We start from the raw sequence: 13,195 nt of genomic DNA, 5'->3' as shown, positions 1-13,195 counted from the left end.
CAGGTCACTGCGCGCGTCGAGCCGACGGCGCTAGCATTGGCACTCGACGGGGCCGACTGCTAGCGCCGCCCCACGAGACCGGAGGTCCTCCCAGGTGCCGACGTACGCCTACCGCTGCACGCTGTGCGGCCACGAGCTCGAGGCGAAGCAGTCCTTCACGGACGACGCCCTCACGATCTGCCCCGAGTGCGGCGGCGCCCTCCGCAAGCTGTTCAGCTCGGTCGGCGTGGTGTTCAAGGGCTCCGGCTTCTACCGCACCGACTCGCGCTCCGGGTCCGGCTCGAGCGGATCCGGCTCGTCGTCGAGCGTCGCCGGTTCCTCGTCGAGCTCCTCGTCCGACTCCTCGACCGGCACGACGCCGGCACCCGCCCCCGCGTCGACGTCCGGCTCCACGGGGGCCGGCTCGGGCGCGTCGGGTTCGCGGTCCTCGGGCTCGGGCTCCTCGGGCACGGCAGCGGCCGGCTCCGCCGCCTGACCCATCCGGGCGCACAACGCGCCCTGCCGAAGCCCCGTCCACAGGCGACGACGCCGCGGCGGCCTCCTGCTCTCCCCGCTGCCTAGCGTCGGAGCATGACGAGAGCCACCTCCCCACCCTCCCGCAGCGTCGGGGCCCGCCTGCGCCGCGGCGCGTGGCGCTGGCGCCATGCCGTCGCCGCGGTGTGCCTGGCCGGGGCCGCGTCCGTCGCGATCGGCGAGCTGAGCCCACCACCTCCGACCACCACGACGGCCGTCGCGCTGAGCACCGACCTGCCGGCCGGCCACGTCCTCGGCCGCGGGGACGTCGGCACCCGCGACCTGCCCGTGGGCGACGTGCCGGCAGGGGCGCCGGCCGACGTCGAGGCCGTGGTCGGCCGCCCCCTCGCCGTACGGCTCACCGAGGGCACGGTTCTCGGCGAGGGGATGCTCGCCGGCGCCGGGGTGGCCGCCGCGCCGGGCGAGGTGGTGGTCGCGGTGCTCGTCGCGGACGACGGGAGCGCGCATCTCGCCGAGCCGGGGCTGCGCGTCTCGCTGCTCGCCCCGCCCACCGACGGCGGACCGGCCGAGGTCGTGGCCGAGAACGTGCTCGTGCTGGGCGCCGTCGAGGACGAGGAGGGTGGTCTGCTCGGCGGCGGCGACGAGAGTGACGTCACTCGCATGTATGTTTCTGCAACGCCGGACACCGCTACCCTCCTCGTTGGCTCAAGTGCCTGGACCCCGCTGAGCGTCGTGCTCGGACCGAGCTGACCGGGGGCCGGCGTGGGCCGGCGCGCACCCGGCGCCACTCTCGTCACCCCCCGGTCCCACCTGCACAGATCCTCGGAGGTCAGCATGCTCAACGGTTTCAAGGAGTTCATCTCCCGCGGCAACGCGATCGACATGGCGGTCGGCATCATCATCGGCGGTGCGTTCACGCCGATCGTCACCGCCATCACGGACAACGTCCTGCTCCCGCTCATCGGCGCGATCTTCGGGCAGCCGAACTTCGACACGATCGGCCAGTTCGTCGTCAACGGCGCCACCATCTCGCCCGGAACGATCGTCACCGCGCTCGTCAACTTCCTCCTCATCGCCGCCGCCCTGTACTTCGCGGTGGTCATGCCGATGAACAAGCTCGCCGAGCGTCGTAAGACGGACGAGGAGGAGCCGGAGGAGAAGGCGGACGACGTGCTCGTCCTCGAGGAGATCCGCGACCTCCTGCGCACCCGCAACGTCTGACCGGTACCTCCGCGTCACGCAGGTCCGGCGCCGCCCACCGGCCGCGGACCGACGGCCCATCGCCCCCCGCGGGGCGGTGGGCCGCTCCCGTTCCTGCCCCGGGCAGCGTCCGCGGCACCGCCCCCGGCACGAGCGACGGCGCTCGCGGCGCCCCGGAGGTCCGAGGCGTCCCAGCTGCCGGAGACGTCAGAGGCGGCCGAAGTGCGGTGGGACCTCGCGCAGGAGCCGCTGGTCGGCGGCCGAGGGCGGCCCGGACGACGCCGCAGGGGCGTCGGCCGCGATTCCGTTCTCGACCGGCTCGGGCGCGTCGAACGCATCCTCCGGCCGGACGAGGTCGCCCTCGGCCAGCCGGCGCCGGTCGGCGGCCGACAGGGCGATGACCCGTCGGCGTCGTCCGGTCACGGCCAGGTTCCGTCGGTGCCCTGTCCGGCAACGTCGTCGGCGTCCGTGCCCGAGGCCGGCGCGGCCGGGGACACCCCGGAGTACGCGCCGCGGCGGGCCGCGACCTCGTCGAGCACCACGCGGCGCAGGCGGTCGGCCTCGGCCTGCGGGTCGAGGAAGATCGAGACGGTGAACGCGCGCTCGACGCGCCAGCCCGCACGCGCGAGCACGGCGCCCCGGTCGAGGCGGCGGCGCAGGCTGTGCTCGCCGGCGTCCTCCCCCGCGTCCGTGAGCACCGCGACGAGGCGCTGCCCCGGCAGGTCCGGGTGGCCGAGCGCGAGAGGCACGTCGACCGCCCCGCGCAGGTCCTCCTCGATGACGAGGCCGAGCCTGCGCAGCCGCCGCACGAGGTCGCCGAGGATCTCGTCCCGGGTGTCCTCCTCGGGCGACCCGGCCGTCTCCGCCGCCCGCACCTCGCCGTACGTCTCCTCGCGCAGCCAGGCCGGGACGGGATCGGGGGCGTCGTCGTCGGGGGCGTCGTCGTCGTGCGCCGCCTGGCCGGCGACCGGGTCGGCGGGGTCGTCCGCGGCGCGGCGCTCGTGGCCGTCGTCCTCCGCGTCGACCGCGCTGCCGTCCGCGGCGTCGAGCCGGGCCGTCGCCCCCGGGTCCACCCCGGCGTCACCCGCCGGCCGCTCGGCGGTGACGGCCTCGGCCTCCGCGCCCGACGACGGGGCGTGCTCCGCCTCGGCGTCGGGTGTCGACGCGCGCTCGGTGCCCGTCGTCGATCCGTCGCTCGCTCCGGCGACGACCTCGGGATCCGGGCCGGCCTCGCCCGCGGGCGGGGCGCCGACCGCCTGCTCGCCCGCGACCTCGGTCCCGCCGGAGGCCTCGCCCGCGGCGTCGGCCGGTGCCCCGGCGTCTGGCACGGTCCCCGCACCGCCGGCGAGGTCGAGGAGCTCGGCGAGCATGTGCGCGCCCTCGTGGTGGATGCGGGTGCGGTCGATGGCGCCGGGGCCGATCGTCGAGACGACGACCAGCGACTCCCGGGGCGCGGCGAGCGCCGTCACCATCCGGGTCCGGCCGTCGGGGCCGGACAGGTCGCCGAAGCGGTGGACGAACCGGCCGTGCGCGTTCGCGCCGAACCCGACCGAGAGCACCACGACGTCGCGACGCAGACCGCCGGCGTCCGCGAGGTCGGCCACGACGAGCGGCTCGACGAGCCGGGGGTCGAGCGCCGCCTCCAGGCCGGGGTCCTCGGCCGCCGCCTGGGACAGCGCCTCACGGACGCGCGAGGCGTGCCGCGGGGACGGGGTGACGACCGCGATCGAGGCGAGCGGGGCGTCTCGCACCTCCCGGCTCACGGCGTCGACCACCGCGCGGACCTCGGCGTCGACGCTCTCGACGACCTCCTCGCCCGGCGGGGGCGTCCCGTAGCCCTCGACCAGCTCGAGGCGGACGCCGCCGTCGGGGCGGACGGACGGGACCGGGGCGACGGAGTCCTCGTAGCCGTGCGTGGCGAGCAGCCGCGCCGCGCCGGGCACGAGGGGCCCGCGCACGGCGGGCAGCTCGACGGCGGGCAGGACCTCGGCGAGGGCGTGGGTGGCGCCGCCGGGGTTACGGCGCACGTCCCCGACGACGACGACCTGCCGCGCCCGGCCCGCCACCGAGGCGACCTGCGCGAGCGGCAGCAGCTCGGTGCCGTGCAGCACGACGAGGTCGACGGTGGGGCCCGGCGGGATGATCTGCGCGACCAGGAGCGGGGCGGCCGCCCGGACGGGCCGGATCGTCGGCGCCACCTCGGGATGATCGGCGAGCGCCCGGCCGAGGGTCGCCCCCCGGTCGGCCGCGAGCTGCTCCCACAGGTGGGCCGCCTGGGTCCGGTGGGTACGCACCGCGCGGCGCAGCCGGTCGGCGGTCGCGGACCGCACGGCCGGGACGAGCGTGGCCCGCTGCTCCGCCTCGCGCCGCTCGAGGTCCGCGAGGTCGGCGGTCAGCTCGGCGGGGTCGCGCCCGGCGAGCGCCGGCTCGTCGGCGAGGACCTGCTCGAGCACGGAGCTCCACCACGCGAGGTCGAGCTCGTCCGCGACGAGGTCGTCCGGCACGGCCCGCTCGACGAGGTCGTCGACGAGCTCGCCGAGCCCCTCGGCGCGCAGCTCGTCGACGAGACGGGTCCGCTCCGGCAGGGTCCGCAGCGCCGTCGTGTCGGCCTCGAGGGCATCGATCCGTCGCCGCAGCTCCGCCAGGTCGAGGTCCTCGAGCGCGACGGCATCGTCGTCGGGCTCGAGGACCGCGCCGAGCGCGGCCACGTCCTCGCTCGTCTCACGCTCGAGCTCGCGGATGTCGGCGAGCCCGTCGGGCAGCCGGGGCCAGCCGCCGCCGGTGGAGTGGCGCCGCCAGATCTCCCGCTGCTCCTGGACGCGCAGCAGCTCGGCGTGCAGGTCCGTGACCGACCGGCCGGGGCGCACGAGGTCACGAGCCTGCCGCGTGAGGCGACGGCGCATCCCCGCGGACAGCTCGACCTCCTGGCTGCGGCGCTCGTTGCGCGGTGCCGTCGCCGCCACCATGTCGGCGGCGGAGTGCTCGAAGATCTGCGGCAGGAAGACGTCGAGCGCGTCGGCCACGCCGTCGAGCATCGCGAGCTGCTCGCGCCATTCCCGCAGGGTGGTGGCCCGCCTGAGACCGGTCTGCACGGCGGTGCTCTGGACGAGGTCGTCGACGGCCGGGAGCTCGACCCGGGTGAGCCGCTGGACCCGGTCGAGCGCGTCGGCGGCCTGCTGGTTGGTGGTCAGCCGCGCGCCGTACCAGGAGGTGCTCGAGCGGCGCAGCGTGAAGGCGCCGAGGATCGCGGCACGCGAGAGCCGGACCGCGGCCCCGCGTCGGGCGTCCCCGGTCAGCGCCCGCAGGTCCTCCCCCGAGATGCGGGCACCGGTGCGGGGTCCGGGCGTGCGGGCGGTGAGGCGGGCGAGCGCCTGCAGGGCGTCGAACAGCGAGACGCCCCAGCCGTCGTGGCGGCGGTGGAGGGAGTCGAGCTGCTCGCGCACGCCGGCGCGCGTGGACCGCAGCTCCTCGCGCGTCCGGGCCACCGTCGCCTGGTCGACCGTGACGGCGGGCGCCTCCATGCCGCGGCGGATCGACCGGGAGGCCTCCTCCCGCCAGCCGCCGTCGGCCCGCAGGTCGAGGACGAGCTCGCCGAGGCCCAGCTCGTGCAGATGGGCGACGGTCGACCGGCCGGTGCGCCGGTCGCCGGGGACGTAGGCGACGGTCCGGCCGTCGGCCGCCGAGGCCGCGAGGATCGCCGCGACGACGCCCACGTCGTCCGCGCCGGGCGGGGCGTCGACGACGAGCTGGTACCCCTGCGTGACGAGGCGCACCGCGCGCTCGCCGGCCACCTCGACGTCCCCGACCGCGCGCTCCTCGTCCGGGTCCGGGTCCGTCCCGTCGTCGGGCGGGAGGGTGGTCGCGAGCGTGCTGCGCGCCTCGAGGTCGCCGGCCAGCGCGGCCACGACGTCGGACGAGGCGAGGTGCGGGACCATCGACTTCAGGTCCTCGACCGCGACCTGTCCCGGGTGCAGGAACGTGCCGACGACGACCCGGTCCTCGATCTCCAGGCCCGGCAGGTATCGCGCGGCGAGCTCGGCCACCCCCGCGAGCGCCTCGCGCTGGCTCGAGGCCGGTCCCGCCGCCGGGAGGTGGTCGGTCGGCTCGCCGGGCAGGCCGGCCTCGGTGAGCGCGCGGGCGAGCACGGGGTTGAGCTCGACGGCGCGCTCGAGGGTGAGCTCGACCTCGCCGTCGGCCGAGACCGGCTGCAGGCGGACGCCGCGCAGGAAGACTGGCGTGCGGATCGTGCGCGCGAGCGGGGCCTCCGCGCCCTCGTCCGCGCGTCGGCCGGCGGGCGGCGCGGTCGGGTCGAGGTCGGCGTCGTGCTCGTCGCCGTCGACCACCGGGGGCGGGAGCGCCGACCAGGTGGCGACCCCGGTCGCGAGGTAGGTCGGGGCCACCCCGAAGCGCTGGGCGAGGTCCTCGGCCCGGGCGCGGACGAGCCGGGCGTGCTGGTGGGCCGCGACGGCGGCGTTGCGCTCCCGCACGAGGTTGGACAGGCGCGTGGGGCGACCCGCGTAGAGCTGGGCGGTGCCGCCGGGGTGGGCGTGGGTGAGGTCGAGGACGGCCTCCCCGAGGTCGTCGTCGTCCCCCAGGCCCTCGGCGCCGAGCGCGGTGAGGTCGGCGACCCACCGCTCGACGGCGCGGGCGACGACGGCGGTCCGGCTCGAGCGCCGCTGCGGCGACGGCGTGCCCGCGCCCTGGCCGGACGCGTCGGACACCTCCTGCGCCGTCCCCGCACCACCGTCCGGGTGCTGCTCGGGGACGTCACCGTTCGCCGGGTCCTCCGGCGTCGAGGGGGCTGCTCGCCCCGGGCGACGGGCGGGCCTGTCGTGGTCTCCCCGGGCCACGGTCCGCTCGCGCGAGCGGTCGCTGTCCCGGCCGCGGCGGAAGGGCGGGATCGGGGGAGGCGTCATCCCACCAGGGTAGGCGGGGCACCGGCGTGGGGCGCGGAGCACGGGCGCACATCGCCGGAGATGTCGTGCCGCGATGTCGTGCGGCCCGGGCGCCGCACGGATCCTCGCCACGGGTCTCGTCGTCGGGACCTCGCAGGGTGCGGACATGAGAACGGAGCGTGACGCGCAGGGGGGGCAGGCGTCACGCTCCGTCGAGCACCCATTCTGCCGACGTCGACCGGTTCGCGCAAGCCCCTGAAGGTCGTGCGCGTCACGTCGGCGCCGCGGCGCTCGTGCCCTCGGGCGGATTCGAACCGCCGACACCCGCTTTAGGAGAGCGGTGCTCTATCCCCTGAGCTACGAAGGCCAGAAGGCCCGCCAAGTTTATCGCGCCCGGGCCGCCCGCCCCGCGCGGACCGACCACATGGCGGCCCGGACTGACGGAACGGCATCCCGTGTGGCAGGCTTCACGTCAGGCGCAACGTCGCGCCACGACGATCGGGGGCACCGATGATCGCAACCGTCTCGACGACGCCGACCGCGCTCGTGATCGAGAAGGTCCTGGACACACCGATAGACGCGATCTGGCGCGTCCTGTCCGTGCCCGCCCTCCACGTGGCGGCCGACGCCAGCGACATGCTCCGCGGGGCGCGCTCGCCGCGGCCGATCGAGGCCCTCGGGGACCAGTTCACGATGGACATGCAGCACGGCCAGGAGGGCGCCCACTACGTGACGGTCAACACCGTCAGCGACTTCATCCCCGGACGGTCGATCGGCTGGATCGTCAACGCGCCGGATCGTCGCCTCGGCTGGGGCTGGCGCTACGACCTCACCGCCGTGCGGACGGGCGGCACGCGCACCCGCGTCCGGCTGACCTATCACTGGGGCGACGCGTCACCCGAGGCGCTCGCGTCGATCGGCGTCCCGATGCCGGCGATCCCGGCCGAGGTCCTCGAGCGCGGCCTCGAGCTGCTCGAGGTCGAGGCGGCGCTGACCCCCGCGCCGGACGTCGACGAGGGCGCCCCGCCGGTCGCCGGGGCGCCCGGGATCAGCCCCTCCGCGCGGACGTTGCCGCCGTCCGAGCCGCTGCCGGACGGCGCGGAGGATCCGGAGCCGGCCACCCCGGTCGCGGCGCGGCCCGCCGAGGTCTGACGGTGCCTGCCCCCGCCTCCCGGCTGGCCCGGAACTACGCCCCGCTGCCGGTGACGGTGGTGCGCGCGGAGGGTGCCTGGGTCGAGGACGCGGACGGGGCGCGGTACCTCGACCTCCTCGCTGGCTACTCGGCACTCAACTTCGGGCACCGGCACCCGGACCTCGTCGCGGCGGCCCGTGCCCAGCTGGGTCGCTCGACCCTGGTCTCGCGGGCGTTCGACCACGACCTGCTCGAGCCGTTCGCGGCGGCCGTCACGGACCTGACGTCGACCGAGATGCTGCTGCCGATGAACACCGGGGCCGAGGCGGTCGAGTCGGCGATCAAGGTGGCCCGTCGGTGGGGCGCGCAGGTCCGTGGCGTCCCGGCGGAGCGGGCGACGATCGTCGTGGCCGACGGCAACTTCCACGGCCGGACGACGACGATCGTCTCGTTCTCCACGGACCCCGATGCCAGGGAGGGCTACGGCCCGTACACGCCGGGCTTCCGCCACGTCCCGTTCGGGGACGCCGAGGCGCTGGCGGACGCGGTCGACGACGACACGGTCGCGGTGCTCCTCGAGCCGGTCCAGGGCGAGGCCGGGGTGATCGTGCCGCCGGCCGGCTACCTGCGGGCCGCCCGCTCGATCACCGAGGAGGCAGGGGCGCTCCTCGTGCTCGACGAGATCCAGTCGGGCCTCGGCCGCACCGGCGCCACCCTCGCCCAGGACCTCGTGGGGGTCCGCGCGGACCTCACCACGCTCGGCAAGGCGCTCGGCGGCGGGATCGTGCCCGTCAGCGCCGTCGTCGGCCGTGCGGACGTGCTCGGCGTCCTCACCCCCGGCAGCCACGGGTCGACCTTCGGCGGGAACCCCCTCGCGTGCGCGGTGGGGATCGCCGTGTGCGAGCTGCTGGCGGACGGCACGATCCAGGCCCGGGCGACCCGCCTCGGCGAGCTGCTGGGCGCCCGCCTCGACGCACTCGTGGCCGACGGCCTGCTCGCCCGCGCGCGGCGCATCGGGCTGTGGGCCGGGATCGACCTGCCGGGCGGCCTCACGGTGGACGGACGGCGCGCCGACGGGCACGACCTCTGCGTCGCTCTCGCGCGCCGCGGGGTCCTGGCCAAGGACACGCACGGCGCCACCGTGCGCCTCTCCCCTCCCCTGACGATCGACGAGGCCGACCTCGAGGCCGCGCTCGACGCCCTGCGCGCGGCGCTCGTGGAGCTCGCGGCCTGACGGATGCTGGTCCAGGCCCGTTCCGTCGTCCCCCGCCGGCGCGCCCCTGGACCGGGCCGCGCCTCGGCCTGAGTCCGGGGCCGGGCCCCGCGGCTAGGCCGGGTCCGGGGTCAGGCCCGCATCCTCCACCCGGGACGGCGTGACGATGACGGGGCACGTCGCGTGCCCGAGGACCGCCTGCGAGGTGGAACCGAGGACGAGTCCGGCGAAGCCGCCGCGCCCGCGGCTGCCGACGGCGAGCAGGTCCACCTGCTCCGAGACCTCGGCGAGGACCGCCGCCGGGTTACCGTCGACGGCCCTGCGGTGGACGGTGATGTCCCGCCCGGCCAGGAGCGGCTCGACGACCTCGTCGATCGAGGCCCGCACGTCCGCGAGGATCTCCTCGTGGTCGACGGTCGAGGGGACCCAGGCCATCGCCGACGCTCCCGCCGTCAGGGGGGCGGCGGCGACGGCGTGGACCTCGGCCCCGAAGGACTCGGCGAGGTTGAGGGCCACCGTCACCGCGAGGCGGGCGGAGGGTGAGCCGTCGACGCCGACGGCGATCCGCCGGATCGGCACGAACGGCTCGTCGCGCGGAGCGGGCACGACCACGGCCGGGCTGTGGGCGTGGGCGGGCACCGCGGACGGCACGGCGCCGAGCAGTCGGTCGGTGAACCCGCCGCCCCCGCGCGTCCCGCACACGACCGCCCGCGCGTCCTTCGACAGCTCGATGAGCACGCCCGAGGGGTCCCCGGGGTCGACCGAGGTGCGCACGGGAACGCCGCGGTGGGCCACGCGGGCCGCGGCGTCGTCGACGACCGCCTGGGCAGCCTCCCGCACGCTGGCCTCGTCGACGACGACGGTGCCCGCACGGCCGGCGGCCAAGTAGCTGGGGAGCCGGTACGCGCAGACGATGTGCAGTCCGAGCCCGCGGACCGCGGCGACCTGGGCGGCCCAGTCCAGGGCGCCGAGGCTGATCTCCGAGCCGTCCGCACCGACGACGATGTCCTGCGTCATGGCACTCACCCTTCCTCGCGACGTGTGCAGGACCATTGTGCCGCCTGAGGAGCGATCGGCGACCGGACCAAGGTCACGAACCGGGGCGCATCTCCCGCGCGCTGCGCGGCCGGGCCTCGCCGTCGGGCGTGGCGTCCACGGGGGCGCAGCGCCGGGGTTCGTCGTCGGGCATCGAGCTCGACGACGACGGCACGACGACGACGCCCCGCCCCGCTCGAGGCGGGACGGGGCGAGGTCGGTGGTGCGGTGGTGTCAGCCGACGCGGATGTAGGTCGGCGCGCCGAGCCAGGAGTTCGGGCCCACGCGGGTGCCCATGCTCGGGTTCCAGGCGGCGATGTTCTGGCCGTTGCCCATGTAGATGGCGACGTGGCCGGGCCAGTACATGATGTCGCCCGGCTGCGCCTGCGAGGCAGGGATGCGGGTGCCGGCGGAGAGCACGGCGGCCGGGGTGCGGCCGACCTCGTAGCCGAGCTGGCGGAAGACGTAGCTGACGAAACCGATGCAGTCCCAGCCGGAGGGGCTGGTGCCGCCCCAGACGTAGGGGGCGCCCTGGTACTGCAGGGCGATCGACACGGCCGAGCTCGTCGACGAGGCGGGGGCCTGCTGCGGGGCGGCCTGCTCCTGGGGAGCAGCCTGCTCCTGGGGAGCAGCCTGCTCCTGGGGAGCAGCCTGCTCCTGGGGAGCAGCCTGCTGCTGCGGGGCGGCCTCGGCCTGCGGGGCTGCCTCCTCGGCGGCGGGCTCCGCCACCTCGGCGCGCTCGTCGGTCCGCGTGGCCGCGGCCTCCTCGCGGGGGGCGACCTCGGGCTCGGGCTCGGGAGCCGGCTCCGGCTCGGGGGCCGGGGCGGCGTCGGCGGTGCCGAAGACGGACGCGGTGTCGACGTCGTAGGCCGCGTCGGCGGTCACGGTCAGCGCGGCGTTGGTGGGGACCACGGCGTCCGAGATCTCGGAGACGCGCTCGGTGGTCTTGCTACCGGCGTCGGCGGCCGGGTCGGCGGCTGCGGAGGTCGCGGCGACCGCGACGATCATGGAGGCGGAGACCGCCGCGACGGCGCCTCGGCGCACGGGGATGCCCTGGAACGTGGAGGTGGCCATGGATCAGCCCGCCACGCGGATGTAGGTGGGGTTCGCGCGGTAGATCGGCGACTCGTGCGTGGGCGAACCCGGGTTGCGGGCCGCGATGTGGTTGCCGTCGCCGGTGTAGATGCCGACGTGGCCGGGCCACCAGACGAGGTCGCCGGGGCGGGCCTCGGCGGCGGACACGATCTGGCCGGCGCCGCGCTGGGCCGCCGAGGAGCGCGGGATCGAGATCCCGGCCTGGGCGAACACGTAGGAGGTGAAGCCGGAGCAGTCCCAGCCGCTGGGCGAGGTGCCGCCCCACACGTAGGGGACGCCGACGTACTGGCGGGCGATGGCGACGATCGAGCTGCCGGCGGCCGACGGGGCGGCGGCCGGGGCCTCGGGCTCCGGGGCGGCCTCGACGGCGGGGGCCTCGGCCGGCGCCTGCTCGGCGACGGGGGCATCCGCGGCGGGCGCCTCGGCGACCTCGGCCTGCTCCTCGGCGACCTGCTCGCGCTCGGCGTCGCGGGTGGCGGCCTCGTCCTCGCGGACGACCGGCTCGGGCGCGGGCTCCGGCTCGGGGGCCGGGGCGGCGTCGGCGGTGCCGAAGACGGACGCGGTCTCGACGTCGTAGGCCGCGTCGGCGGCCACGGTCAGCGCGGCGTTCGTGGGAACCACCGCGTCGGTGACCGAGGCGAACGTGCCCTGGGTCTTGTCGACGGCCGACTCGGGGGCGGGGGACGCTGATGCCGACGAGGCGGCGACCGCGACGACGATCGACGCCGAGACGGCGGCGAGCGTTGTGCGGCGGGTAGTGCTCTGCACGATGGGGGACCTCTCCTGTGACCTCTACGGGGTGAGCTGTCGGGTTCGGACTGGGAGAGCGTCCGGCGCAGCCCGGAAGGCCGCGCTTCACCCCAAGACCGGTCGCCCGGCCGTACTACCTGGTTCCCCCGCCCCTGCCGCGGTGGTTCGCACCTACCCGGGGCGGCGACAGGGCTCGAAGTCCGTCCGGGTGCGCCCCCAGCGGGAGGCACGGGTAGGACAGTAACCATTCCGAGACCAAAAGTCACACCTCGGTAACGACTCTGTGTGGAACGTCACGGAATGGACACGCGGCCCCGGTCAGGTGCCGGAATTCCGCGGAATCGTGCGGGAGATCGCGCCGTCACGCTCTGTCCACACCCCGGCCACCTGAGGGTTTGACCCGCCCTTGGGGCGGACCCGAAGGTCACGGAACCACATCGGCCGTGACCTGCGCGGGCCGAGGACACGCCCGGCGCCGGGGCGGGAGACACGCCCGGGGGCGGGGCGGGAGCGGCTCGTCGGGGCCGTTCGTCGCGCGGAGGCGTCAGGCGACGACGGCGAGGTGACGACCGTCGGCCGGCGTCATCTCGAGCACGAGCTCCTGCCCGGCGTCGAGCTCGAGCACGTCGTCCCGGCGCGTGACCGTGATCGACGCCCCGGGGAGCAGGCCGCCGCTGCGCATGTCGGCCAGCAGTCCGGTGTGCACCTGGAGCGGCTCGCCGATGCGTACAAGGGTGAGCTCGCGGCTCTCGCCGTCCTGCAGGTCGGCGACCGCCTCGGACAGCGAGGTCATGCCCGGGTCCGCCGCCGGGGCGTCCGTGCCCGGGATCGGGTTGCCGTAGGGGTCGTTGGTCGGGTCGCCCAGCAGGTCGACGAGGCGCTCCTCGACCCGTCCGGACATCACGTGCTCCCAGCGGCAGGCCTCCTCGTGGACGAACGCCCAGTCGAGACCGACGACGTCGACGAGGAGCCGTTCGGCGAGGCGGTGGCGGCGCATGACCTGCACGGCGGCGTCGCGGCCCTCCGTGGTGAGCTCGACCTCGCGGGAGGGGCTGAGGTGGAGCAGGCCGTCGCGCTCCATGCGGCTGACGGTCTGCGAGACCGTGGGGCCCGAGTGACCGAGCCGCTCGGCGATGCGCGCCCGCAGCGGCGGGACGCCCTCCTCCTCCATCTCGACGACAGCCTTGAGATACATCTCGGTGGTGTCGATGAGATCGCTCATGGTGTCTCCGGTGCACGAGGACGTGGCGGGGCAGCTGCCCCGCGTGCCCGCTCCGGGCACACCCTCGACCTTACCCGCCCGGCCCGACATCCGACCCGGTCGGCAGACGCCCGGCCACGAGCGACGGTCGCCTGGTCGCGGGCGGCGGACGCCCGGAGCCTCGGCCCTGCCGCGGTGGG

General features: G+C 76.2%; 11 protein-coding genes, 1 tRNA gene and 1 riboswitch. Of the genes, 5 read left to right on the top strand and 7 right to left on the bottom strand.

From position 1 onward, the window contains the following. Positions 1 to 94 precede the first annotated feature (94 nt). From ACZLMO_RS01235 to mscL, 3 genes are all read left to right on the top strand, one after another. Positions 95 to 475: an FmdB family zinc ribbon protein gene (locus tag ACZLMO_RS01235; RefSeq protein ID WP_463652652.1), complete on the top strand. Its 381-nt coding sequence runs from the start codon at positions 95 to 97 to the stop codon at positions 473 to 475. Between the two features lie 95 nt (positions 476 to 570). Further along, the gene (locus ACZLMO_RS01230) at positions 571 to 1,224 is read left to right on the top strand and encodes an SAF domain-containing protein (protein ID WP_463652651.1); all 654 of its coding nucleotides are present in this window, start codon (positions 571 to 573) and stop codon (positions 1,222 to 1,224) included. Between the two features lie 84 nt (positions 1,225 to 1,308). Beyond that, positions 1,309 to 1,695 (top strand): large conductance mechanosensitive channel protein MscL, encoded by a 387-nt coding sequence (gene mscL / locus ACZLMO_RS01225; protein WP_425714461.1) that lies wholly within the window; start codon positions 1,309 to 1,311, stop codon positions 1,693 to 1,695. A gap of 186 nt (positions 1,696 to 1,881) precedes the next feature. Here the strand turns inward: mscL and ACZLMO_RS01220 are convergent, their stop codons facing one another. From ACZLMO_RS01220 to ACZLMO_RS01210, 3 genes are all read right to left on the bottom strand, one after another. Continuing rightward, on the bottom strand, positions 1,882 to 2,097 hold the full coding sequence (locus tag ACZLMO_RS01220) for a hypothetical protein (RefSeq protein WP_463652650.1): 216 nt from the start codon (positions 2,095 to 2,097) through the stop codon (positions 1,882 to 1,884). Then, on the bottom strand, positions 2,094 to 6,590 hold the full coding sequence (locus ACZLMO_RS01215) for a hypothetical protein (protein ID WP_463652649.1): 4,497 nt from the start codon (positions 6,588 to 6,590) through the stop codon (positions 2,094 to 2,096). The genes ACZLMO_RS01220 and ACZLMO_RS01215 overlap by 4 nt, the downstream gene beginning before the upstream one ends. Before the next feature lie 273 nt (positions 6,591 to 6,863). Beyond that, positions 6,864 to 6,936, bottom strand: a tRNA-Arg gene (locus tag ACZLMO_RS01210). 143 nt (positions 6,937 to 7,079) lie between these two features. Here ACZLMO_RS01210 and ACZLMO_RS01205 point away from each other — a divergent pair. Both ACZLMO_RS01205 and rocD read left to right on the top strand, forming a co-directional pair. Next, positions 7,080 to 7,721, top strand: coding sequence for an SRPBCC family protein (locus ACZLMO_RS01205; RefSeq protein WP_463652648.1), 642 nt, complete (start codon positions 7,080 to 7,082; stop codon positions 7,719 to 7,721). Between the two features lie 2 nt (positions 7,722 to 7,723). Then, a complete protein-coding gene (rocD, locus tag ACZLMO_RS01200; RefSeq protein WP_463652647.1) occupies positions 7,724 to 8,935 on the top strand; it encodes an ornithine--oxo-acid transaminase in 1,212 nt (403 codons plus the stop codon). 93 nt (positions 8,936 to 9,028) lie between these two features. Here the strand turns inward: rocD and ACZLMO_RS01195 are convergent, their stop codons facing one another. From ACZLMO_RS01195 to ACZLMO_RS01180, 4 genes are all read right to left on the bottom strand, one after another. Continuing rightward, positions 9,029 to 9,931: a universal stress protein gene (locus tag ACZLMO_RS01195; protein WP_463652646.1), complete on the bottom strand. Its 903-nt coding sequence runs from the start codon at positions 9,929 to 9,931 to the stop codon at positions 9,029 to 9,031. A 252-nt stretch (positions 9,932 to 10,183) separates the two neighbouring features. After that, on the bottom strand, positions 10,184 to 11,023 hold the full coding sequence (locus tag ACZLMO_RS01190; RefSeq protein WP_463652645.1) for a C40 family peptidase: 840 nt from the start codon (positions 11,021 to 11,023) through the stop codon (positions 10,184 to 10,186). 3 nt (positions 11,024 to 11,026) lie between these two features. After that, the gene (locus ACZLMO_RS01185) at positions 11,027 to 11,812 is read right to left on the bottom strand and encodes a C40 family peptidase (protein WP_463652644.1); all 786 of its coding nucleotides are present in this window, start codon (positions 11,810 to 11,812) and stop codon (positions 11,027 to 11,029) included. Positions 11,813 to 11,819: 7 nt separating this feature from the next. Continuing rightward, positions 11,820 to 11,968, bottom strand: a riboswitch (cyclic di-AMP (ydaO/yuaA leader). A 370-nt stretch (positions 11,969 to 12,338) separates the two neighbouring features. Then, complete coding sequence (locus ACZLMO_RS01180) at positions 12,339 to 13,016, bottom strand: metal-dependent transcriptional regulator (RefSeq protein ID WP_425714453.1); 678 nt, start codon at positions 13,014 to 13,016, stop codon at positions 12,339 to 12,341. Between the last annotated feature and the right edge of the window lie 179 nt (positions 13,017 to 13,195).

The organism is Georgenia sp. G2120 (assembly GCF_055326485.1).
Note: the sequence above shows the minus strand (reverse complement) of the source record. Positions and strands in the feature narration are given on the sequence as shown.

Coding starts and splice junctions, on each gene's coding strand:
- ACZLMO_RS01230 (WP_463652651.1), top strand. CDS start 571: ATGACGAGAGCCACCTCCCCACCCTCCCGCAGCGTCGGGGCCCGCCTG.
- mscL (WP_425714461.1), top strand. CDS start 1,309: ATGCTCAACGGTTTCAAGGAGTTCATCTCCCGCGGCAACGCGATCGAC.
- ACZLMO_RS01215 (WP_463652649.1), bottom strand. CDS start 6,590: ATGACGCCTCCCCCGATCCCGCCCTTCCGCCGCGGCCGGGACAGCGAC.
- ACZLMO_RS01205 (WP_463652648.1), top strand. CDS start 7,080: ATGATCGCAACCGTCTCGACGACGCCGACCGCGCTCGTGATCGAGAAG.
- ACZLMO_RS01195 (WP_463652646.1), bottom strand. CDS start 9,931: ATGACGCAGGACATCGTCGTCGGTGCGGACGGCTCGGAGATCAGCCTC.
- ACZLMO_RS01190 (WP_463652645.1), bottom strand. CDS start 11,023: ATGGCCACCTCCACGTTCCAGGGCATCCCCGTGCGCCGAGGCGCCGTC.
- ACZLMO_RS01180 (WP_425714453.1), bottom strand. CDS start 13,016: ATGAGCGATCTCATCGACACCACCGAGATGTATCTCAAGGCTGTCGTC.